The organism is Flavobacterium sp. AC267 (assembly GCF_979258715.1).
Genome location: NZ_OZ409875.1, coordinates 2,730,466 through 2,751,775, shown reverse-complemented (window position 1 = coordinate 2,751,775; position 21,310 = coordinate 2,730,466). Strand labels below are relative to the sequence as shown.

Genomic DNA, 21,310 nt, shown 5'->3' with positions numbered 1-21,310 from the left:
TTTATTACCTATTTAATTTTTTAAAAACATGAGAAAGAAATTCTTTATTTACGGATTCTTATTGTTTCTAATTGTTGTTACAATTTATTATTACACTGAACGCGGTTTTTTACTTGTTATAATTCTTCCAATTTTATTAGTTGTCGGACTTTATAATACTTTACAAAAAAAACACGCTATTTTAAGAAACTTCCCTGTTCTGGGCTATTTCAGATATTTATTTGAAATGATTGCGCCAGAAATTCAACAGTATTTTATTGAAAAATCTACAGACGGAAAACCTTTCTCTAGAAACCAGCGTTCATTGGTCTACCAAAGAGCCAAAAATATTGATTCGAGTACTCCTTTCGGTACACAATTAAACTTAAATACGGATAATTACGAAGGAATTAAACATTCTATTTTTCCCGCAAAAGTAAACGAGGAATTACCTCGCGTATTAGTTGGCGGAAAAGATTGCAAACAGCCTTATTCTGCTTCGTTATTTAATGTTTCTGCGATGAGTTTTGGTTCGTTAAGCGAACATGCCGTTCGTGCCATAAATATTGGAGCGAAAAAGGGAAAATTTTATCAAAATACTGGTGAGGGCGGATTAACCGAATTTCATCTTGCCGGCGGAGGCGATATTACATGGCAGATTGGAACAGGATATTTTGGTCACTGCGATGCTGAAGGAAATTTTAGTCCTGAAAAATTCTCAGAAAAAGCGAATCTTCCAAATGTAAAAATGATCGAAATAAAACTTTCGCAAGGTGCAAAACCGGGTCATGGCGGTGTACTTCCAGTCGCGAAAAATACGGAACAGATTGCAAAGATCAGAGGTGTTGAACCGCATACTATGATTCTTTCTCCTCCTGGTCATCATGCTTTTTCTGATGCAAAAGGATTAATTCATTTTATCAAAAAGCTTCGTGATTTATCTAACGGAAAACCAATCGGATTTAAATTGTGTATTGGAAACACAGCCGAATTTGAGGCAATCTGCCAAGAAATGATCGCTGAAGATACATATCCAGATTTCATAACAGTTGACGGCGCCGAAGGCGGAACTGGAGCCGCACCGCTTGAATTTGCTGATGGTGTTGGAATGCCGTTTGAACCCGCATTGATTTTCGTAAATAAAACGCTAGTTCGTTTAGGAATTCGTGAAAAAATGCGCATTATTGGAAGCGGAAAAATAATTTCGGGCTATTCTATTTTACATGCCGTAGCACTTGGTGCTGATATGTGTAACAGTGCAAGAGGATTTATGTTTTCTCTAGGTCGCATTCAAGCTTTGCGCTGTCATAATAATGAATGCCCAACTGGAGTTGCCACACAAGACAAAATGTTAATGAAAGGTTTGGTTGTAACTGATAAGTCTGAAAGGGTATATCATTTTCATAAAAATACACTTCACGCTGCAAATGAACTTTTGGTCACTGCTGGAAAAAACAGTTTTGCCGATGTAGACATTAATATATTTATGCGCGGTGATGAATTTGCCAATTTATCGGATATGTATTTTCCAGATAACTTGAAAAACGTAACGCAGTTCTCATAAAAAAACAGCCTCTTTAAAATAGTAAAGAGGCTGTTTTTTTTAATCTATTTTATTCAATTACAATTTTGCAGTTTCTTTATTTGGTTCTGCGACTCCTTCTAAAACGGCTAATCCTTCTTTATTTACCACTTGCTTGCGCTAAAATAGCATTATTGTAGGCTAGAAAGTAAACATCAAAAGAAACTCCTTCGTTAACTAATTCTGCAGAAATTTGATCATTTTTAATCATTTCTTTCAATAAATCAGGAAATGATTCTTTGTAGGCAATTCTGTTTGCATCGGTTTCTTCTAAATTCGTTTCGATTCTAATCTCGATTTTATTGTCTTTTAGAAAAGCTTTTGCACTTGTACTCGTAATTCCACTCCCTTTTATACTCGAAGAGTTGTTATAAGTACTTACATGTTCCTGGATTTTCTGTTTGGTGTTTTTACAGCTTAATAAAAATAATGCAAAAGCAAATACCAATGCGATTAGGGTAATTTTTTTCATAAATTATTGGTTTTATAGTTATTTTTTAACTCAAACATAATTAATTTATAACATAAAAACAATGTTTTGTCGATAAAACACAACAGACAATCGACTGAATACAAATTGGTTACTCATTAAAAACAGAAAAAAATGTAAGAAATCAAAAAGCTATCTTCTGCTTTATTTGAACTATAATCATAAAAAAGTCTCTTTAAATAATAAATTAAAGAGACTTTCATATGTAGGAATTTAAACTTCTTAAAATACTGCTTTTTACTTTAAAAAATATTTAAGAGATTCTCCAGTTAAGATTTCTTTTCCGAGAACGGTGTTATCATTAGCTAAAAAATACACATCAAACTGAACTCCTTCTTCAATCAATTGTCTCGGAATCTGATCATTGGCAATAAGTTTCTTTATTAGTTTTGCAAAAGCGATTCCTGTAGCTAATTTGTTTGCTTCATTTTGTTCTAAATCGGTTTCAAAACGCAATTCAATTTTATTATCGTTTATGTAACCTCTGGCCGTTGTTAATGTTACATGGTCGGCTCTAAAACTTGGAGCAGTCTTATTATATTCCGTAACATATTCCTGAAGTTTTTGTTTGGTATTTTTACAGCTCGCAAGCATGAATACCATCATTATTGCAAATACAATTTGGCTTATTTTCTTCATGATAATTTTATTTTAGTTTTTGAAGTCTTAATAATGCCTCAAGATAGTAATAATCTGCGTAATTTATAGAACAATCTATTTCACTTCCTGCAGGTTTATGTCCGGTAGAATGCAGTAAAAATGCCGAATTAACATCGTGGCTTTGATAATGATCTGAAAGCGAAACGATCATCTTTTTAGCTTTTGCTAAATATTCTGTTTTCAAATTTTTATCTTTTGTATAAGAACTCAATTCCAAAAGTGCCGACGAAACAATTGCAGTTGCCGATGCATCTCTCGGCTCATTAGGAATATTTGGCGCATTAAAATCCCAATACGGAACTAAATCTTCTGTTGTTAATTTATCCAGATAAACCCTTGCCAGTTTATGTGCAAAATCTAAAAATTTAGAATCTTTGGTTTCTCTATACGTCATCGTAAAACCATAAATTGCCCACGCCTGACCGCGCGCCCACATACTGTCATCGCTATACCCCTGAGCCGTTCTTCCTTTTATCTTTTTTCCTGTTTCGTAATCGTAAATTATAACATGGTAGGAAGTATTATCCGGCCTAAAATGATTTGCCATTGTCGTTTCGGCGTGCTTTACTGCAATATCATATAGTTTTTTGTTTCCGCCATTTTTAGAAGCCCAAAACAGCAGTTCTAGATTCATCATATTGTCAATAATCGTATTGTGCCCGCCCATTTTATTGTGAGGCCAAGATTGAATTGTTCCCACTTTCGGATTAAAAAGTGTGGCCAACGTATCGGCAGTTTTTAAGACAATTTCTTTGTATTTTTTGTTTTTGGTTAAACGATATCCGTTTCCAAAACTATTAAAAACCTGAAAACCTAAATCATGGTCTGCCGCTTTACTAACAGACAAAGGCGTTAAAAAACGCGTAAATTTATCTGCCTCTTTTTCCCATTTTTTATCTTTTGTAGCTTCATATAAAAACCACAATTCTCCAGGCCAGAAGTCGCTGGTCCAGTCTTTATAATCTACAAATTTCCAATCTTTACTTCCGTTCGAAACTGTTCTTGGAGAAGTCCCGTCATTCGGAATCACTTTTAAGGTTTTTGAAGCTTGATCAGCGCAATAATCCAGCTGTTTCTTGATATTAAACGAATTTTCTTTTTGAGAATAACCTTGACTTCCCAAAAGAAACAAAGCAATAATTACTATATAAAATTTTGAAGTCATGTGGTTGTTTTTGGTAGATAGTTTATGAACTGATAAATTTATGAAATAAAGTAAATCAATTCGGGTTTTATATTTTTGATTACCTGAAAATGTACTGTAAGTTACCATCTTCTCTCTACTCTCTTTGTCTTTGTCAAAGTTCAAAACTTTGACAAAGATTTCTTAGAACCCAAAAAAAAAGTAACACCTTAAAACTTAAAATCGATTATATTACTATGACAAAATTTAAAATTCTCAATATCATCAAAACACTCAATTACTTCACTCCTTCTCAAATTCGTTTCCAAAGATGACAAAACCGTTTTATATGAAGAAAATTTATAAGTTTTAAAATCTTTCTTAATATCTATCGGGTTTTGATGAACGTATATAATTACATTCTTTAAATATTTTTCAGAATCAATTTTCTTCCTTTTAAAAGGAGATTCAAATAAAGGCCCGTGTCTATCAAAAACTTTATTGTATGCTTGAGTGTACGAACTTATAAATTTACTTAATTGCTTACTCGCAAGACTTTCTATTGAATGCAATCCTTTATTATTTGATCTTTTGTTTTTCTCTTCAAAAAAATCAGACAACTCTTTTTGCGATTTAATTTTGATTACAAAATGAAAATGATTTGGCATTAAACAATAAGCATATAAATCGCACACATCAACTAGATATTTTAGAAATTGTGCCATAAAAAACATGTAGTTATCATCGCTTTCAAAAACTTTATCACCATTAATTCCGCGATTATAGATGTGATAAAAACAGTCTGGCTCTAAATTTTGATTTCTAATATTCACCTATTATCTTGTTATTTTTAAGAGCAAAAATATAAATAAAATAAGATTTTTCTTAAAAATAAATATTTAAGAAATAAAGAATCTTTGTCAAAGTTTTAAACTTTGACAAAGAGAAGTTATCAGTATGGTCAAGAAAAAATAATATAAATTTGCCATTGTCTAAAATGATTTAAACTTGAAATCCAGAATCTATTACTTCATAATTTTGATCACCACAATTTTACTGGGAATCCTTTCCAGAAAAATCCCATTTGTTCCATTATGGATCGGTGATTTTCTGTATGCCGTTATGATTTATTTTTTGGTTCGAGTTTTTCTTCCATATAAAAAAGCCCTTTTAATAGCTTTTCTTTCTCTTGCAATTTGTTATTGTATTGAGTTTTTGCAATTGTACCAAGCAGATTGGATTGTAGAACTTAGAAAAACGCTGTTTGGAAGATACGTATTAGGACAGGGATTTTTATGGTCGGATATTGTCGCTTATACTTTGGGAGTTTGTACAGCATTTTTTCTTGAGAATATTTTTAACAAATATTTGTCAAAGTTTTGAACTTTGACAAAGACGAAACGAAATAAAATCATGGTTTAATCAAACGTCTGCGTGATTTTATCAATATTTAAACTGTTCGCCATTGCCATAAATATTTGGTAATACGTTCCTTTATTATCGTACAATTCGTCGTGTGTTCCTTTTTCAACACATCTTCCTTTTTCCAACACAATAATATTGGAGGCATCAATAATTTGAGAAATACTGTGCGAAATTATAATTACTGTTCTGTCTTTTTTGATGGCGTCTAGGGATTTTTTAATTTGCTCCGTAGCTATCGCATCTAAACTGGCTGTTGGCTCGTCTAGAAAAATTATGGGTGGATTTTTTAGAAAAAGTCTCGCGATAGCAATTCGTCACGCTGTCCGCCAGAAAGCAAATGAGCATCTGAATCGTAACCTTTTGGAAGATTAATAACCTGTTCGTGAATGTAAGCTTGTTTTGTCGCTTCAATAACTTCTGAATGGGATGCTTCTGGATTTCCGTATAAAATATTTTCTGCAATTGTACCTTTAAAAATATGGTTTTTCTGAAGTACCAATCCTATATTTTTTCGCAGAAAGTCTGTATTATAGTCTGCCAAATCAACTCCATCCAAAAAAATATGACCAGCTGAAGGCTTATAAAATTTATCCAATAAATTAATCACAGTACTTTTCCCAGCACCGCTGAGTCCGACCAAAGCAGAGGTTTCATTTGGTTTTACCGTAAAATTGATATCATAAAGCGCTTGTGTTCCGTTTGGATACACAAAATCTACATTTTTAACTTCTATTAAACCAATAATCTTTTCTGGTATAAAATCTCCTGTTGTTTCTTTTTCCTGTTCTGATTCTAAAATATCAAAAAAGCCTTCCGAATAAATTAAGGCATCATTTACTTCATCATAAATACGGTGCAATTGCCTAATTGGCGACGAAACATTATTAAACAACATAATATGAAACATGATTGCCCCAATTGTCATTTGATTATTCAGCACAAAATAAGCGGTTAGAATAATAATGATCACCACCCCTATCTGTTCGACAAAACTTTTAATACTTTCAAAAATAAAACTGGTCTTTCTGGTTGCCAGCTGATTTTCTGTCATTTCAAACTGAATTTTCTCGTGGCGGTCTGCTTCTGTTGATTCCCGTACGAAGGATTTAATGACCGTTATCGATTCAATCAAACTGATAATTCCGTTGTTTTTAGTTTCACGGTAATTACGCATTCTTCTTCTAAAGCCGCTTAGTTTAGCCGCCTGCAATTGACTGATATAAAAGTAAATGGGAATAATGCATAAACTTACCAAACCCACATATACATTGGCATAAAACATAATCACTAAAGCCACAAAAGCATTGGCAAATAAAGGCAGAATATCAATGAAAAAATTTTGTACTAATCTAGTTAAACTGCTAATTCCGAGATCAATTCTGGTTTGCAGTTTACCGCTTTCATTTTCATCAGAAGTATAAAATTCCATTCTATAACTCAGGATTTTTTCGACTATAGTTTGAGAAATATCTCGAGTTATAAAGATACGCAGTTTTTCTCCGTAGAATTTTTGTCCAAACTGCACAACAGAATTAACCAATTCCTTCGTTAAAAGCACAATACTTATAATTCCTAGTAAATGAAAACCTTTAGATAACGGCTCGTGCGCGACCATCAAATTATTTATGGTATCAACAGTATATTTTAAGATCAAAGCATTTACCTGCGCTAGCAAATGAACCTACAAATGTGAGCAGTAAAGTAGCAATTACCATTTTTTTGTACGGCTTTACAAAAGGCATTATTTTTTTATAAAGAACTGATAACTGCATTTATTTTATTTTTAGGTAACATATCAAATATAAGAATTCTAAATTTGTGTTGAAATCATTTAAACAGATAATTCTATGAAACTCGTTTTCGCCTCAAACAACAAAAATAAAATTGCAGAAATACAAAGTATGCTTCCAGAAAGCATTAAAATTTTAAGTTTAGAAGATATTAACTGCTTCGAAGAAATTCCCGAAACAGCTGACACTATTGAAGGAAATGCGATTTTAAAAGCCGATTATGTCACTCAAAAATATGGTTATGATTGTTTTGCAGATGATACAGGACTAGAAGTAAATGCCTTAAATGGTGAACCAGGTGTTTATTCTGCACGATACGCAGGCGAGCAAAAAAATGCAGATGATAACATGAATAAGCTTTTAGGAGCATTAAAAGACAAAGAAAATCGCGACGCCCAGTTCAAGACCGTTATTACTTTAAATCTTGAAGGAAAACAATATTTATTTACCGGAATTGCAAAAGGAAATATCACTGATGAAAAAGTGGGAACGAATGGTTTTGGATATGATCCGATTTTTAAACCAGAAAATTTCGACGAGACCTTTGCCCAATTGCCATTAGAAGTAAAAAATAAAATAGGCCACCGCGGAAAAGCAGTTCAGCAACTAATTGATTTCCTGAGTGCCGCAAAATAATTGTTTCAAATACAACATTTTAATAGTTAAATTTTACATTTTAAGACGTGTTTTTTAGCGATTTCAGCCAATTTTAAAAAGGAACGTTTTTAATAAAACTGTAACTTTTTGATAATCAAATCATAACAAATACATAATTCTTGAAATACCATTAGTTTATCTGAATAATTAACAGTAATTTTGCACCCTATTTTAAAAACACATATGAATAAATTTGAACAATTAGGATTAAATGAATCGTTACTGAAGGCGATTTTAGATCTAGGATTTGAAAATCCGTCAGAGGTACAGGAAAAGGCGATTCCCCTATTATTGGAAAAAGACACGGATATGGTTGCGTTGGCTCAGACAGGGACAGGGAAAACGGCGACTTTCGGTTTTCCGCTAATTCAAAAAATTGATGCTGACAACAGAAATACACAAGCATTAGTTTTATCGCCAACACGAGAACTTTGTTTACAGATTACCAACGAACTTAAAAACTACTCAAAATACGAGAAAGGTATTAATGTGGTAGCAGTTTACGGCGGGGCTAGTATTACAGAGCAAGCTAGAGACATTAAAAGAGGAGCACAAATTATTGTGGCTACTCCAGGGAGAATGCAAGACATGATCAACAGAGGTTTGGTTAACATTAAAAATATAGATTACTGTATTCTTGATGAGGCTGACGAAATGTTGAACATGGGATTTTATGAAGATATCGTATCTATATTATCTGACACTCCAGACGAAAAAAACACATGGTTGTTCTCTGCAACAATGCCGCAAGAGGTTGCCAGAATTGCAAAGCAATTCATGAGCGAACCAGTTGAAATTACTGTTGGAGCTAAGAACTCAGGTTCTGCAACAGTTTCTCACGAATTTTACTTAGTAAATGCTCGTGATCGTTATGAAGCACTAAAACGTTTAGCAGATGCTAACCCAGATATTTTCTCTGTAGTTTTCTGTCGTACAAAAAGAGACACACAAGCTATTGCTGAAAAATTAATCGAAGACGGATACAGTGTCGCTGCATTACACGGAGATTTATCTCAGGCACAGCGTGACGGGGTAATGAAATCTTTCCGCGGAAGACAAATTCAGATGCTTGTTGCTACTGACGTTGTCGCGCGTGGTATTGACGTTGATAACATTACTCACGTTGTTAACTATCAATTACCTGATGAAATTGAAACTTACAACCACCGTTCTGGACGTACTGGTAGAGCTGGAAAATTAGGAACTTCTATTGTAATTGTTACAAAAAGTGAGTTACGTAAAATTTCTTCTATCGAAAGAATCATCAAACAAAAGTTTGAAGAAAAAACTATTCCATCTGGAATTGAAATCTGCGAAATTCAATTATTGCACTTAGCAAATAAAATTAAAGATACTGAAGTTGATCACGAAATTGACAACTATTTACCAGCTATTAACAATGTTCTTGAAGATTTAACTAAAGAAGAATTGATCAAGAAAATGGTTTCAGTAGAATTTAACCGTTTTATTACGTACTACAAAAAGAACAGAGACATCTCTGCTCAATCTGGAGAAAGACGTGAAAGAAGCGATTCTGAACCAAGAGAATTCAATAATAACGGAGCAGTTCGTTATTTTGTAAACATCGGTTCTAGAGATAATTTCGACTGGATGTCATTAAAAGATTACTTAAAAGAAACATTAGACTTAGGTCGCGATGATATCTTTAAAGTTGATGTAAAAGAAGGATTCTCTTTCTTTAACACTGATCCTCAATTTACAGACAAAGTAATGGATGTTTTAAACAACGTTCAATTAGAAGGTCGTCGTATTAATGTTGAGATCTCTAAAAATGATGGAGGCGGAAGACGTGACCACAACAATCGTGGAGGTGGCGACGGACGCGACTCTGGACCAAGAAGAGAAGGAAGCTTTGCTCCAAGACGTGAAGGTTCTGGAGGCGGATTTAGAAGTGATAGAAACTCTTCAAGAGACGGAGGTTCACGCGAAGGAGGATTCAGAAGCGACAGAAATTCATCTGCTCCAAAAAGAGAAGGTGGTTTTAGAAGTTCTGCTCCAAGAAGCGAAGGTGGTTCTGACAGAGCTCCAAGACGTTCAGAAAACTTTGGCGACAGCCCAAGACCAAGAAGAACTAGAAGAGATTAATAATTTAAGATCTTAAAATACAAAATCCCAAATTCCAGACATAATTGGAATTTGGGATTTTTTTATATAAAGAATCTTACGCTCTAACAATGAGTTTTGTAATTACTAAAGCGAGACAGCTTCCTTTGTTAATTTTCTTATAATTAAATTCCAAGACTGCGAAATATTTAATCCCGATTTACTACTTTTAGAACTTTAAATCAGGATATGAAATATTTCGCAGTTTTCTTTTTTATTCTTCTAGCTAACATTGGTTTCGCGCAAGAAACGCGACCGAGTGTTCCTCAAAGAGTTTCAGGTTACATTATTAACGACAACAGTAAACAACCGCTTGCCGGCGTAAACGTTATCAACACTAATAAAGTGCGTGGTGCAAAATCTGACGAAAAAGGGTATTTTGAAATTGATGTTCAAGTCAATGATACGCTTCATTTTTCTATTCTAGGTTTTCAATCCCTAAGAATCAGGGTAACAAACGACTGGATAAAAAACAAAGTAACCCGCATTCAGCTTACTGAAAAGGCAATTGCTTTGGAAGAAGTTATTATTGCTCCTTTTACTTTAACAGGATATCTTGAAATTGATTCTAAATTGATTCCTACAAAAGAAAACTATCGTTACAGTATTTCTGGCCTTACACAAGGTTATGAGGCTGGAGAATACGCTCCAAATGCATTTGGTAAAGTTTTAGGGTCGATTTTTAACCCCGCGGATATGCTTTATAATTTCTTCGGAAAAAATGGTAAAGAACTCAAGAAACTAAAAGAAATGAAGAAAGATGACACAGTTAGAACTCTTTTAGAATCCAAATACGACCGTGAAACAGTTGCTGTGCTATTAGGCATAAGTAAAGATGAAATTCCTGAAATTATGCATCGATGCAACTATTCTGATTCCTTTATTCAATCAGCAAACGATCTTCAGATTATGGATGCCATCAGCGCTTGTTACGAACAGTATAAAGTATTAAAACGTAACTAAAAATGTCCTTCATAAGGAAAATATTTAAATCCTCAATTTTAAAATTGGGGATTTTTTTTGACGTTTAAATTTTTAAAAGCTTTACATTTACTAAAACATCATCAAAATCAATAAATTATGGCAAAGGGTCAAGATGCTAAAAAAACAGCAAAAAAAGAACCGTTAAAAACGGCTAAGGAAAAGAAAGAAGAAAAAAGAGAGAAGAAAAATACTCCTAAGAGAGATTAATTTCAGTCTCAGTTTACAGTCTCAGTTTACAGTTCTTTGAAACTGAATACTGAGACTGCGACTGAAAACTAAAACTATTTAACTGGAATATTCGAAAGAATTTCTAATACAAATTTCCAATATTTCTGAGCTGAAGAAATACTTGCTCTTTCATCTGGCGAATGCGCGCCGTGAATAGTTGGACCGAAAGAAATCATATCCATTTCTGGGTAATTTGTTCCTAAAATTCCACATTCTAAACCAGCGTGACAAGCCACTACTTTTGGCTTTTCTCCATTCTGTTTTTCGTAGATTTCTTTTAAAACTTCTAATATTTCAGAGTTTACATTTGGCGTCCATCCTGGATAAGAACCAGAAAGCTCAACTTCACATCCAACCAATTCAAATGCAGAACGCGACGAATTAGCCAAATCAAATTTTGAAGATTCTACAGAAGAACGTGTCAAACATCCAACCAAAATTTCACCATCTTTAATGATTACTCTTGCGATATTATTCGAAGTTTCAACCAAATCAGCCATATCAGCACTCATTCTGTAAACACCATTTTGCGTCGCGTAAATTGCTCTGATAATTCCTTCCTGAACACCTAAATCCATTACTTTTTCAGGTAAATCGCCTTTTACGATTTCAATAGTTAAGTTTGGTTCAGTTGTTTTATATTCTGCCTTGATATCAGCAATAATTTCCTGCATATCATACACATACGCTTCATCAAACATTTGAGAAATTATTACTTTAGCAACGCTTTCTCTCGGAATTGCATTTGAAGACTTCCTCCATTTACTTCCACGATTTGTAAACCAAAGTTTTCAAATGCGTCAAACAATAAACGGTTCATTATTTTATTGGCGTTTCCTAAACCTTTATGAATATCCATTCCTGAATGCCCTCCATTTAAGCCTTTTACCGTAATGGTGTAACCTACTGAACTTTCTGGAACTTCTTCTTCATGATAGGTTCTTGTAGCTGTAACGTCAATTCCGCCCGCACATCCAATATCAATTTCATCATCTTCCTCAGTATCCAAATTCAACAAAATCTGACCTTGTAAAATGCCTCCTTTTAGGTTTAAAGCACCTGTCATTCCTGTTTCTTCATCAATTGTAAACAAAGCTTCGATTGCTGGATGCGGAATATCTTTGCTTTCTAAAATCGCCATAATAGTTGCTACTCCTAATCCGTTGTCAGCACCAAGAGTTGTACCACGGGCGCGAACCCAGTCACCATCAATATACATGTCAATTCCCTGTGTATCGAAATCAAAGACTGTATCTGCATTTTTTTGGTGCACCATATCCAAATGCCCCTGCATTACAATAGCTTTACGATTTTCCATTCCTGGAGTAGCTGGTTTTCTGATAATTACATTTCGAATTTCATCTTCAAAAGTTTCTAGACCTAAGCTGTTTCCAAAGTTTTTCATAAACTCAATTACACGCTCTTCTTTTTTTGAAGGGCGAGGAACAGCATTTAAATCTGCGAATTTATTCCAAAGTGCTTTTGGCTCCAGATTTCTTACTTCTTGACTCATTATATTTTGTTTGATGTTTAACAATTAAGAGCTTCAAAGTTACAAAGTTTAAATGCTTTTTTCGTTACAATTTTTACGAATTAGTATAAATGATTCTACGTTAAATTGCATAGAATAAATTAAGATGTAAATCTTAAAAAAAAATCAGCTTTTTTTTTATAGTGGATATTTTGAAGGATTTAATGAGGTATTAAAAACAGACATTATATATACTGTTTTCAAATTTTCATCAATGAAATAAAAGATAATAAACGGAAATTTTTTAGTTGGAAGACCGTGATAATCTTTGTATCTGATTTGAAAAAAGGGATTTACAGATAATACTTCCAAATGTTCATCGATTACTTCGTAGAAATATTCGCCTAAGCCAGTTTGCTTAGATTCATAGTAATCAATCGCCTCTTGTATATCAAGAATTGCTCTTGGCTCAATTACAACCTTAAAAATCATTTTCCAGATTTAAATCGTAATTTTTTTTTGCTTCATTCCAAGGAAGAAAATCGTCTACTTTTGAAGTTGATCTTCTTTCATCCAACAAATTTTTCATCTCCTCAGTTACAGAAAATTCATTTATTACAGTTTCGTAATTGAATTTTTCAATTAATTGCATAAAGAATGACAATTCGTTATCTGGAATATTTAAAGTAATTTGTGTCATTTTTTCCTTATTATTGAATAACAAATTTACAAAAAATAACACAAACAATCTTTTAATTATTATTTTTATACAAAACGTAAAACTGTGAAACGAAAATATATTTTACCTCTATTTCTTTTAATTCAAATTATCTTTTTAAGGATTCTGCCATTCTATCCAGACTTTGTAGAAGGCTTTTACAGCAACAATTTATTTGTTAGAATTTCACACTTTTCAAGAACACTTTTAGGTAAAATTCCATTTTCAGTTGGAGATTGTATTTATGCCGTTTTAATTTTGTCCGCAATAATCTGGTTTTGGAAAATTAGAAAAACATGGAGAACAGATTGGAAAGATCACCTTTTAACGATTTTAGGCAAAATCTCTGTTTTTTACTTTTTCTTTCACCTGTTGTGGGCATTCAATTATTATCGTGAACCTTTATTTCAGAAAATGAATATTGAACGGGAATATAGCGATGCAGAGTTTTTAGCTTTTACAAAAAAATTAGTAACAAAAACTAACGAAATTCAGTTTGCGATTACTAAAAGTGACACAGCGAAAATTGTTTTCCCCTACTCTCAAAAAAGAATCTTTCAAGATGATTTTAAATGGTTATGATAATTTAGCAAAAGAACATCCTTATTTTAAATATGAAATTCTAAGCGTTAAGAAATCATTATTCAGCACGCCTTTGACTTATATGGGTTTCGGCGGCTATTTAAATCCGTTTACTAACGAGGCTCAGATAAACTATTTACTGCCAATGTATACTTTTCCGCAGACTACGGCTCACGAAATGGCTCATCAAATTGGTTATGCCAGTGAAAATGAATGTAATTTTATTGGTTTTCTAGCTTCTGTTAAAAATGACAATCTTTACTATCAATATGCAGGATATAGTTTCGCATTGCATTATTGCCTGTCAATTTGGAAGTTTAAAGATGAAAAAGTTTTTAATCAATTAAAGAAATCGGTTAATGTCGGCATCTTAAAAAACTATAAGGAAACTCAGGATTTCCACAAAAAATATGATACTTTTCTGGATGAAGGATTTTATTTTCTGTATGATAATTTCTTAAAATCAAACAACCAAAAAGACGGTATGGATAGTTACAGTAAATTTATTGACTTGGCGATTAATTATTATAAAACCAGAAAACTTTGATTCAACTGTAACAAAATTGCTTTCAATACTACTAATCAATTATGACCGAAAACCTAGAACAATCATTTGTTGCGCAATTGCAGGCAAATCAGAATATAATCCACAAGATTTGTAGATTATATACTGCCGGCGAAGACGCTCATAAAGATTTGTTTCAGGAAATTACCATTCAGCTTTGGAAGGCTTATCCAAAATTTAGAGGCGACAGTAAATTCTCAACTTGGACGTATCGTGTGGCTTTAAACACGGCAATTACCTTATACCGCAAAACCAAAAGAACTATTTCTACCGTAGATTATGAAAACCATCAGCATTTTGTAAAAGATGTTGACTACAATTACGAAGAAGAAGAACAAATAAAATTGATGTACAAAGCGGTTTATCAGCTTAATGACATCGAAAAAGCATTAGTTTTTATGTATTTAGAAGACAAAGATTATCAAGAAATAGCTGAAACCTTAGGGATCAGCGAAGTGAATGCGCGCGTGAAAATGAACAGGATTAAAGGGAAACTTAAAAAAATACTAAATCCTTAAAAATTATTATGAAAGAACTGGATTTATTAAAAAAAGACTGGCAGAAGAACTCAGGTTCTTTTCAACAAATTTCTGAAACGGAAATCTATAAGATGATTCACAAAAAATCGTCTTCAATTGTAAAATGGATTTTGATTATCAGTATTTTGGAAATTTCGTTTTGGACTTTTTCAAACTTATTTATTAATACGGATGAAGTTTTAAGAAAAATTAATCATCCTGAAATTGTTATGGCTTTAGAGTTTTTAACGTACTTTAATTATGTTGTAGTTCTAATTTTTGTGTACATTTTCTATAAAAATTACAAAACAATTTCGACAACTGTAGCCACAAAATCATTAATGAGCGCTATTTTAAAGACAAGAAAAACAGTTCAGTATTATGTGTGGTATAATTTGGGAATGATTGTAATAACGGCTATTTTAAGCTTCTTTATTGCTTTTGTCTACAATCCAGACATGGAATTCCTTAGAGATAAATTAGCCTTAAACGGAAAAGCGATGTTTGTTACAATCGGTATTTTGTTTCTGGTAATTCTTGGCTTCTTCGGTTTATTTTGGTGCTTCTACAGAATCATCTACGGAACTCTTCTAAGAAGATTATATGCGAATTATAAGGAATTGAAGAAGATTGATTTTTAAGGTTCTAAGATACTAAGTTTCTAAGGTTTCTTTGTTCAACCTGAAACCTGAAACAAAATCACAAATCTAAAATCTAAAATCAGAAATCAGAAATCTAAAACTAATACTCCCATTGTCTTAATTTATTAAGTTCTTCCTGCGCTTTGATTTCTTCAGCAGGAATAACTTTTAAGAATGATGGATGCTGTTCGATTGCGTATTCTACTTTTTCTACGATTTGTTCGATGGTATCATTTTCATAATCAATATCAAGAGGTTCTTTGATAATAAAAGACTGCAGAATTCCTTTTTTCTTCATTCGAAGTCCTTTTTTATCAAACGATCGGCGGAAACCATCAATAACAATTGGAATTACGATTGGTTTATGCTGTTTAATGATATGTGCAGTACCTTTACGAACGGGTTTGAAAGATTTTGTAGTTCCTTGTGGAAAAGTAATTACCCAGCCATCTTCAAGGGCTATTCTAATATTTTCGGTGTCATTCGGGTTAACATCACGTTTTTCTGCAACATCAACGCCTTTTGCACGCCAAGTTCTTTCTACGGTAATTGCTCCAACGTAAGCCAAAATTCTTGGCAGTAAACCAGCCTGCATTGTCTCCTTTGCGACCACATAATACAAATTCATTTTAGGTCGCCACAAATATCCAATATTCTTAATAGTATCTTGACGTCCGCTTAAACTTGCGTTAAACACATGAAACATTGCTACAACGTCTGCAAAATACGTTTGATGATTGGATATAAATAAAACATTAGAATCTGGGAGTGTTTTAATAATTTCAGATCCTTCAATCTGCAAATCGTTAAAACCTCTATATCTTCTATGCGTCATGGCTCCCAAAATTCGGATTAACCATTTCTTGATGAATAATATATGTCCAAAAGGATTTCGTTTAAACAATCCCATAACTAATTTGTATTATTTTTTGTTCGGTCGCAAACATACAAAAATTATTCTTTTAGCAATACTTTAAAACAATTTCTACAATTTACATCTATTAAAATGAATATCAAATTGTTAAATAAATATTTTTAAATTTCCTGTTCAAAACTTATTTTCAAAACGTCTCTCAATTCACTCAAAATCATCGCGGTTGCGCCCCAAACTACATGATTTTGAATATTAAAGGCGGGTACTAAAATATTGGAACCGTAAGAAGTTGACAATCTGGCTTCGATAATTATTTCGTCATTTAAAAAAACAGACAAAGGCGACTCAATAATACTGGCAACTTCTCTTATATCTGGATAAAATGAAAGCTCTTCTTTTGCGATTCCTAAAAAAGGATGGACCAAAAAATTACTTGGCGGAATATACATTGGAGTAAAATGCTTAATTACTTCAATCTTTTCGCTGGTTACTCCAACTTCTTCCTGTGTTTCTCGAAGTGCAGTGGTTTCGAAATCCAAATCCTCCTTTTCGTATTTTCCTCCTGGAAATGCAATCTGAGCAGAATGAACGCCTTCGTAAGCATTTCGTACAATTAAAACTAAATGTGTTTTTTCGTCTTTTGGATAAAAAAGCATCATAACTCCTGCCATTCTAGCATTTAAAACTTCAATATCAAGATTCTTTAATCCCTCTATGCGTTCTTTCGGCGCCATTTTTAAATGTGATTCTACTGCTGGCAGTTTAACTGGAATAATATTGGGAACATATTTCAAAAAGTCTTGAAAATTCATAATCAAAGCTTATTTTTGTACTTTTAAATAAAACATAAATATACTCTAGAAAACGCAGTGTTACAAGTTTTCTAAAATTAAAGCCTAAAAAATGTACAGCAGAGAAGAATCACAACGAATTAAAAGAGAATTTTGGGTAGCTTTTGCCGAAAAATATCCGCGTAAATGGGTACTTTATGACACGAAGATCAAAGATTTTTCTTTTAAATTTTTTGTTGACAATAAAAAAGCTCAGGTTTTAATTGACATTGAACACAGAAGCGATGAAAAACGTACTGCTTATTTTGAAAAAATTGAAGCTTTAAAAAATATTCTGGAAGAAGAATTTATTAAAGATTTGGTTTTTGAAAAAGATTATACTCTAGAAAGCGGTAAAACCATCAGCAGAATCTGGGTTGAAAAATTAGGAGTGGGTTTTAGCAACCGAAATAACTGGGATGTTATTTTTGATTTCTTTAATGAAAAAATGCATGCTCTGGAAATGTTTTATTTAGAATATGATGAGTTTATTAAGGATATAGATGTTTTGTAGAAAATGTTCTGAGGAGCTAAGATTCTTAGATTCTTCTAACGATTAAAAAGTCATTTTATATTTTCCTAAATTCAACTCTATAAACATGAACGACTTTTTTTTGTTTTTCTAATTCTCTAAGAAATAACAAAGTATCGTCAAATGGTTTTTCAAAATATTCAGTTAAATAGCAAAGGTTTTTTGTTGTTTCAAGAAACTTATAAAAAAAGTAAGGATCAATATTTCCAACACTTTCTATATCACCTAAACTAACCTCTAAAATTTGTCCTGTTGTCCTATTTTCAAACATACAATGCTCGCCATGTACATCAAAAAACCAATTATCAGTAAGATATTGGTTTCCGTTTAATAAATCTGCATTTTCAATTTCATAGTAATTTCCCTCTGCTATTTTTTCTTTCTCAGGCTGATCAGTTTCAGTTATTAACTTAGCAATTAATTTTTCGGCAATGCTTTTATAAGTATCCATTGCTTCCAATAATTTACTTATTACATCTTTTTCCAGTTTTTTCATCTCAGATTACACCGTAAAAATATTATAAACGATAATATGATCGTCATAATTGATATAAAGCTGTTTACGAAAATCTTGTTTTTTGCGTGTTATAATCGAGAGTTTACATTCGCGACCATCATTGTCTTTACAAAGAAAAGAATACACAATATCAGTATCATTTTCTTCGCGTTCGATATAATCTAAAATACTAAAAAGCTGAATTTCCTGCGAATACACAACAATTCTATGTTTATTAGTATCTAAAACCACCGAAAGATTTACTAAATCCAAGTTAGACCACTGTCCCCATTTCCCTCTTTCGTTTTTTTGTAAAACACTAAAACCAGACGTCTTAAATTGATAAGACTGACTTTGTGCCTGTTGAAAACCAAAAGCTAAAAAAAGGAAAAATATAAAGGTGCGTAACGAATTCATAAATATTTCTTGCGGATAATTAAAACTCAAATGTAGTCTTTTCTTTGCAGGCGATTTCAAATTCTGAAATCATTTGTTGAATAATTTCTTGAACTGGCAGAATTTCATGTATAAGTCCTGCAACTTGTCCAATCTCTAATTCCCCTTCTTCTAAATCTCCTTCAAACATGCCTTTTTTCGCTCTTGCGCGCCCTAAAAGCTGAACTAATTCTTCTTTAGAAGGACCTTTTTGATAAAGTTCCTGAATGTCTTGATAAAATTTATTTTTCACCAATCGAACTGGAGCTAATTCTCTCAAAGTCAATTGTGTATCACCTTCTTTAGTATTAACTATCGTTTGTTTAAAATTATTGTGTGCAGAAGATTCTACAGAAGCGACAGAAACGGCTTCCAACCTGAACACCATCAGCCCCTAAAATTATCACTGCAAGCATTCCTCTTCCTGTTGCAATACCGCCGGCGACAATTAATGGAATTTTGATTTTTTCTTTCACCATCGGAACCAAAGTCAACGTAGTGGTTTCTTCCCTCCCGTTGTGTCCTCCAGCTTCAAAACCTTCAGCTACAATGGCATCTACACCTGCTTCTTGTGCTTTTAAGGCAAAAACACTGTCTGCTCACAACATGTACAACCGTTATTCCCTTTTCTTTTAAAAACGAAGTCCAGGTTTTAGGATTTCCCGCAGAAGTAAAAACGATTTTCACGCCTTCTTCTACAACAATATTCATGATTTCTTCAATGTTAGGATATAACATCGGAATATTGACACCAAAAGGTTTATCTGTAGCTTTTTTACATTTCTGAATATGTTCTCTTAAAACTTCCGGATACATCGAGCCGGCGCCAATAAGTCCTAAACCTCCAGCATTACTTACCGCAGATGCTAGTTTATAACCGCTGTTCCAAATCATTCCGCCTTGAACAATTGGATATTTTATATTAAAAAGTTGTGTGATTTTATTCATTAAGAAAAATTATTGCTTGATTAGCTTTCCTGTTTTATGCAGATTAGCAACATCAAAACTATAAAAATAGAGTCCGCTTTGTAAAGACTGCAAAGAAAGAACGGGGTTTGAATTATTGATTTTTTTCTCTATTAATTTCTGACCCAAAACAGAATAAATGGTTACTAAAGCGGTATTGCTTTCATTTAAAAATGAGAAAACAACTTCGTTTTTCACAGGATTTGGATAAACTGCAAAAGAAGCTTCTGCAATAAAATTATCTACGCTTAAAGTCGCTCCGAAATTGGGAACTCCATAACCGTAATTATTATCTGGATTGGTAAATCTGTCAGCAGAAGCCAAAATCATCTGCCTGATTTCTTTGTTGGTTTTAGATGGAAAAGCCTGCCATAAAGATGTTGCCATTCCAGCCATTATGGGACAAGAAAAAGAAGTTCCATTTGCGGTTCCGATATTTCCGTTTGCATCAGAAACCACAGAAGCCGTTCCTTGTGCCATAATATCTGGTTTTATTCTGCCATCGAAACTTGGTCCAATTGAACTAAAACTAGATCTTGATTTAGCGACTGTAACCGAGCCAATTGCTAAAACAGAAACCGCATCTGCTGGAGAACCAATATGTTTTTCAACCCTAGTTCCTTCATTTCCTCCGGAAGCCAAAACTAAAATTCCTTTACCAAAAGCTATTTCGGCTCCACGTGATATAAAATTGGTAACTCCATTCATATCGCTGTAAGTATGATTATACCTAGATTCAGTACGCTCACCAAAATATCCTAAAGAAGTCGTAATAATATCTACTCCTAAAGCATCTGCTTTCTCCGCGACTTCTACCCAAAGTGATTCTTCTAGGGGATTTTCGAAAGCATCAATTTCTGTAATAAAAAGATAATAAGAAGCATTTGGAGCTGTTCCAACCAAAGAATTTTCTTTGTAACCGCCCATTGTTGAGAGCACTAAAGTTCCGTGATCATCTCCTGTATAAAAATTAGCATTTCGAGTAGTATAATCGTAACCTCCTAGAATTCGGTTGTTATTTCTAAGATTTTCAAAAGGCTGTGCTGTGTTTACACCTGGAAATCCTGCATCTAAAACGGCTATAATTTTTCCTTCTCCAGTAAAATTCTGATGATGCAAAACCTGCCCATTCAGCATCTGAATCTGATTGGCCGAATTCCCATAAGAATAGTCAATCGTAGTTTTTAACTTATCAGCAGTTTTGCTGGTTTTAGCTTCGGAAACTTTTTTTGCCGCAGTATTTAAAGTTATATCTGCGAATTCTATTTTTTGTACAAAAGCCAATGCTTTTAATGCAGTAATATTTGCTTGACTCCCTTGAATATGAAGTGCATTGAGCCATTTGGACTGAGCCATCACTGCTATTCCGGTACTAGCTTTAATTTGGTTTACATACGAAGTTTCTAAAGGAGCATCAGTTATATCTAAAGCGATATTTTGATTGGTTCTTCGATCTAAAGCTTTCTGAGAAAGTTCCATCAACGGATTATCTAAAAAAGTCTGCGCATTTGGTTTTCCATTAAAATAAACCCAAGCATCCTCTTGTGCAAAAACTGCAAACGAAAAAAGTAATAAAAGAAAAGTAAAGTTATATTTCATTAGTATACCTTTTGAGGAATTTCTCCCAAATAAGGTATAAA

At 33.0% G+C, this 21,310-nt stretch carries 21 protein-coding genes and 3 pseudogenes; 10 read left to right on the top strand and 14 right to left on the bottom strand.

All coding sequences use genetic code 11. The features are described from left to right. The first annotated feature begins 28 nt into the window (after positions 1 to 28). Positions 29 to 1,543: an FMN-binding glutamate synthase family protein gene (locus tag ACZZ95_RS14410; protein ID WP_463469574.1), complete on the top strand. Its 1,515-nt coding sequence runs from the start codon at positions 29 to 31 to the stop codon at positions 1,541 to 1,543. A 118-nt stretch (positions 1,544 to 1,661) separates the two neighbouring features. Here ACZZ95_RS14410 and ACZZ95_RS14405 read toward each other — a convergent pair whose 3' ends face one another. The 4 genes from ACZZ95_RS14405 to ACZZ95_RS14390 form a co-directional block, all read right to left on the bottom strand. After that, positions 1,662 to 2,033, bottom strand: a complete 372-nt coding sequence (locus tag ACZZ95_RS14405) for a hypothetical protein (protein WP_463469572.1) — start codon at positions 2,031 to 2,033, stop codon at positions 1,662 to 1,664. Between the two features lie 255 nt (positions 2,034 to 2,288). Next, positions 2,289 to 2,690 carry a hypothetical protein gene (locus tag ACZZ95_RS14400; protein WP_463469571.1) on the bottom strand — a complete coding sequence of 134 codons (402 nt, stop codon included), beginning with the start codon at positions 2,688 to 2,690 and terminating at the stop codon, positions 2,289 to 2,291. A 7-nt stretch (positions 2,691 to 2,697) separates the two neighbouring features. Further along, positions 2,698 to 3,876 (bottom strand): glycoside hydrolase family 88 protein, encoded by a 1,179-nt coding sequence (locus ACZZ95_RS14395; protein WP_463469570.1) that lies wholly within the window; start codon positions 3,874 to 3,876, stop codon positions 2,698 to 2,700. A gap of 188 nt (positions 3,877 to 4,064) precedes the next feature. After that, positions 4,065 to 4,667, bottom strand: coding sequence for a transposase (locus ACZZ95_RS14390; protein WP_463469569.1), 603 nt, complete (start codon positions 4,665 to 4,667; stop codon positions 4,065 to 4,067). A 175-nt stretch (positions 4,668 to 4,842) separates the two neighbouring features. Between ACZZ95_RS14390 and ACZZ95_RS14385 the strand changes: the two genes are divergently transcribed. Then, positions 4,843 to 5,217 (top strand): ribosomal maturation YjgA family protein, encoded by a 375-nt coding sequence (locus ACZZ95_RS14385; protein WP_463469568.1) that lies wholly within the window; start codon positions 4,843 to 4,845, stop codon positions 5,215 to 5,217. 35 nt (positions 5,218 to 5,252) lie between these two features. On the opposite strand, the pseudogene ACZZ95_RS14380 reads toward ACZZ95_RS14385, so the two are convergent. Then, positions 5,253 to 7,031, bottom strand: a pseudogene (locus tag ACZZ95_RS14380) (ABC transporter ATP-binding protein). Between the two features lie 75 nt (positions 7,032 to 7,106). Between ACZZ95_RS14380 and ACZZ95_RS14375 the strand changes: the two are divergent. From ACZZ95_RS14375 to ACZZ95_RS14365, 3 genes are all read left to right on the top strand, one after another. Continuing rightward, positions 7,107 to 7,685 (top strand): non-canonical purine NTP diphosphatase, encoded by a 579-nt coding sequence (locus tag ACZZ95_RS14375; protein WP_463469567.1) that lies wholly within the window; start codon positions 7,107 to 7,109, stop codon positions 7,683 to 7,685. 204 nt (positions 7,686 to 7,889) lie between these two features. Further along, positions 7,890 to 9,812 (top strand): DEAD/DEAH box helicase, encoded by a 1,923-nt coding sequence (locus ACZZ95_RS14370; RefSeq protein WP_463469566.1) that lies wholly within the window; start codon positions 7,890 to 7,892, stop codon positions 9,810 to 9,812. A 207-nt stretch (positions 9,813 to 10,019) separates the two neighbouring features. Further along, entirely contained in the window at positions 10,020 to 10,793 is a 774-nt protein-coding gene (locus ACZZ95_RS14365; protein WP_463469565.1) for a carboxypeptidase-like regulatory domain-containing protein, read from the top strand. A 302-nt stretch (positions 10,794 to 11,095) separates the two neighbouring features. On the opposite strand, the pseudogene ACZZ95_RS14360 reads toward ACZZ95_RS14365, so the two are convergent. From ACZZ95_RS14360 to ACZZ95_RS14350, 3 genes and pseudogenes are all read right to left on the bottom strand, one after another. Beyond that, a pseudogene (locus ACZZ95_RS14360) lies at positions 11,096 to 12,555 on the bottom strand (aminoacyl-histidine dipeptidase). A gap of 156 nt (positions 12,556 to 12,711) precedes the next feature. Further along, positions 12,712 to 13,005: a type II toxin-antitoxin system RelE/ParE family toxin gene (locus ACZZ95_RS14355; RefSeq protein ID WP_463469564.1), complete on the bottom strand. Its 294-nt coding sequence runs from the start codon at positions 13,003 to 13,005 to the stop codon at positions 12,712 to 12,714. Then, positions 12,995 to 13,213 (bottom strand): hypothetical protein, encoded by a 219-nt coding sequence (locus ACZZ95_RS14350; protein WP_463469563.1) that lies wholly within the window; start codon positions 13,211 to 13,213, stop codon positions 12,995 to 12,997. Before ACZZ95_RS14350 ends, ACZZ95_RS14355 begins: the two co-directional genes overlap by 11 nt. A gap of 84 nt (positions 13,214 to 13,297) precedes the next feature. Here ACZZ95_RS14350 and ACZZ95_RS14345 point away from each other — a divergent pair, with 84 nt between their 5' ends. The 4 genes from ACZZ95_RS14345 to ACZZ95_RS14330 are packed head-to-tail and all read left to right on the top strand — an operon-like array spanning position 13,298 to position 15,537. Next, complete coding sequence (locus ACZZ95_RS14345; protein WP_463469562.1) at positions 13,298 to 13,813, top strand: DUF3810 family protein; 516 nt, start codon at positions 13,298 to 13,300, stop codon at positions 13,811 to 13,813. Beyond that, complete coding sequence (locus ACZZ95_RS14340) at positions 13,794 to 14,360, top strand: DUF3810 domain-containing protein (protein WP_463469561.1); 567 nt, start codon at positions 13,794 to 13,796, stop codon at positions 14,358 to 14,360. The genes ACZZ95_RS14345 and ACZZ95_RS14340 overlap by 20 nt, the downstream gene beginning before the upstream one ends. Before the next feature lie 41 nt (positions 14,361 to 14,401). Further along, complete coding sequence (locus tag ACZZ95_RS14335; protein ID WP_463469560.1) at positions 14,402 to 14,896, top strand: RNA polymerase sigma factor; 495 nt, start codon at positions 14,402 to 14,404, stop codon at positions 14,894 to 14,896. 8 nt (positions 14,897 to 14,904) lie between these two features. Then, the gene (locus tag ACZZ95_RS14330) at positions 14,905 to 15,537 is read left to right on the top strand and encodes a hypothetical protein (protein WP_095953197.1); all 633 of its coding nucleotides are present in this window, start codon (positions 14,905 to 14,907) and stop codon (positions 15,535 to 15,537) included. 100 nt (positions 15,538 to 15,637) lie between these two features. On the opposite strand, the gene ACZZ95_RS14325 is transcribed toward ACZZ95_RS14330, so the two are convergent. Together ACZZ95_RS14325 and ACZZ95_RS14320 are read right to left on the bottom strand one after the other, a co-directional pair. Continuing rightward, positions 15,638 to 16,447, bottom strand: coding sequence for a lysophospholipid acyltransferase family protein (locus ACZZ95_RS14325; protein ID WP_463469559.1), 810 nt, complete (start codon positions 16,445 to 16,447; stop codon positions 15,638 to 15,640). A gap of 125 nt (positions 16,448 to 16,572) precedes the next feature. Beyond that, complete coding sequence (locus tag ACZZ95_RS14320; RefSeq protein ID WP_463469558.1) at positions 16,573 to 17,223, bottom strand: NUDIX hydrolase; 651 nt, start codon at positions 17,221 to 17,223, stop codon at positions 16,573 to 16,575. Positions 17,224 to 17,314: 91 nt separating this feature from the next. Here ACZZ95_RS14320 and ACZZ95_RS14315 point away from each other — a divergent pair, with 91 nt between their 5' ends. Continuing rightward, entirely contained in the window at positions 17,315 to 17,755 is a 441-nt protein-coding gene (locus tag ACZZ95_RS14315) for a DUF4268 domain-containing protein (protein WP_095953194.1), read from the top strand. Positions 17,756 to 17,810: 55 nt separating this feature from the next. Here ACZZ95_RS14315 and ACZZ95_RS14310 read toward each other — a convergent pair whose 3' ends face one another. The 4 genes and pseudogenes from ACZZ95_RS14310 to ACZZ95_RS14295 form a co-directional block, all read right to left on the bottom strand. Beyond that, positions 17,811 to 18,269, bottom strand: a complete 459-nt coding sequence (locus ACZZ95_RS14310; RefSeq protein ID WP_463469557.1) for a DUF6896 domain-containing protein — start codon at positions 18,267 to 18,269, stop codon at positions 17,811 to 17,813. 6 nt (positions 18,270 to 18,275) lie between these two features. After that, positions 18,276 to 18,686, bottom strand: coding sequence for a hypothetical protein (locus ACZZ95_RS14305; protein ID WP_095953326.1), 411 nt, complete (start codon positions 18,684 to 18,686; stop codon positions 18,276 to 18,278). A 19-nt stretch (positions 18,687 to 18,705) separates the two neighbouring features. Continuing rightward, positions 18,706 to 19,652 (bottom strand): annotated as a pseudogene (locus tag ACZZ95_RS14300) (NAD(P)H-dependent flavin oxidoreductase). Positions 19,653 to 19,661: 9 nt separating this feature from the next. Beyond that, complete coding sequence (locus ACZZ95_RS14295; RefSeq protein WP_463469556.1) at positions 19,662 to 21,269, bottom strand: S8 family serine peptidase; 1,608 nt, start codon at positions 21,267 to 21,269, stop codon at positions 19,662 to 19,664. Positions 21,270 to 21,310: the final 41 nt, after the last annotated feature.

Excerpts from the sequence above, each read along its gene's own strand:
- ACZZ95_RS14395 (WP_463469570.1), bottom strand. The coding sequence starts at position 3,876 with ATGACTTCAAAATTTTATATAGTAATTATTGCTTTGTTTCTTTTGGGA.
- ACZZ95_RS14305 (WP_095953326.1), bottom strand. The coding sequence starts at position 18,686 with ATGAATTCGTTACGCACCTTTATATTTTTCCTTTTTTTAGCTTTTGGT.
- ACZZ95_RS14400 (WP_463469571.1), bottom strand. The coding sequence starts at position 2,690 with ATGAAGAAAATAAGCCAAATTGTATTTGCAATAATGATGGTATTCATG.
- ACZZ95_RS14335 (WP_463469560.1), top strand. The coding sequence starts at position 14,402 with ATGACCGAAAACCTAGAACAATCATTTGTTGCGCAATTGCAGGCAAAT.
- ACZZ95_RS14370 (WP_463469566.1), top strand. The coding sequence starts at position 7,890 with ATGAATAAATTTGAACAATTAGGATTAAATGAATCGTTACTGAAGGCG.
- ACZZ95_RS14325 (WP_463469559.1), bottom strand. The coding sequence starts at position 16,447 with ATGGGATTGTTTAAACGAAATCCTTTTGGACATATATTATTCATCAAG.
- ACZZ95_RS14295 (WP_463469556.1), bottom strand. The coding sequence starts at position 21,269 with ATGAAATATAACTTTACTTTTCTTTTATTACTTTTTTCGTTTGCAGTT.
- ACZZ95_RS14405 (WP_463469572.1), bottom strand. The coding sequence starts at position 2,033 with ATGAAAAAAATTACCCTAATCGCATTGGTATTTGCTTTTGCATTATTT.
- ACZZ95_RS14375 (WP_463469567.1), top strand. The coding sequence starts at position 7,107 with ATGAAACTCGTTTTCGCCTCAAACAACAAAAATAAAATTGCAGAAATA.
- ACZZ95_RS14410 (WP_463469574.1), top strand. The coding sequence starts at position 29 with ATGAGAAAGAAATTCTTTATTTACGGATTCTTATTGTTTCTAATTGTT.
- ACZZ95_RS14320 (WP_463469558.1), bottom strand. The coding sequence starts at position 17,223 with ATGAATTTTCAAGACTTTTTGAAATATGTTCCCAATATTATTCCAGTT.
- ACZZ95_RS14315 (WP_095953194.1), top strand. The coding sequence starts at position 17,315 with ATGTACAGCAGAGAAGAATCACAACGAATTAAAAGAGAATTTTGGGTA.
- ACZZ95_RS14355 (WP_463469564.1), bottom strand. The coding sequence starts at position 13,005 with ATGATTTTTAAGGTTGTAATTGAGCCAAGAGCAATTCTTGATATACAA.
- ACZZ95_RS14330 (WP_095953197.1), top strand. The coding sequence starts at position 14,905 with ATGAAAGAACTGGATTTATTAAAAAAAGACTGGCAGAAGAACTCAGGT.
- ACZZ95_RS14340 (WP_463469561.1), top strand. The coding sequence starts at position 13,794 with ATGATTTTAAATGGTTATGATAATTTAGCAAAAGAACATCCTTATTTT.
- ACZZ95_RS14365 (WP_463469565.1), top strand. The coding sequence starts at position 10,020 with ATGAAATATTTCGCAGTTTTCTTTTTTATTCTTCTAGCTAACATTGGT.
- ACZZ95_RS14350 (WP_463469563.1), bottom strand. The coding sequence starts at position 13,213 with ATGACACAAATTACTTTAAATATTCCAGATAACGAATTGTCATTCTTT.
- ACZZ95_RS14310 (WP_463469557.1), bottom strand. The coding sequence starts at position 18,269 with ATGAAAAAACTGGAAAAAGATGTAATAAGTAAATTATTGGAAGCAATG.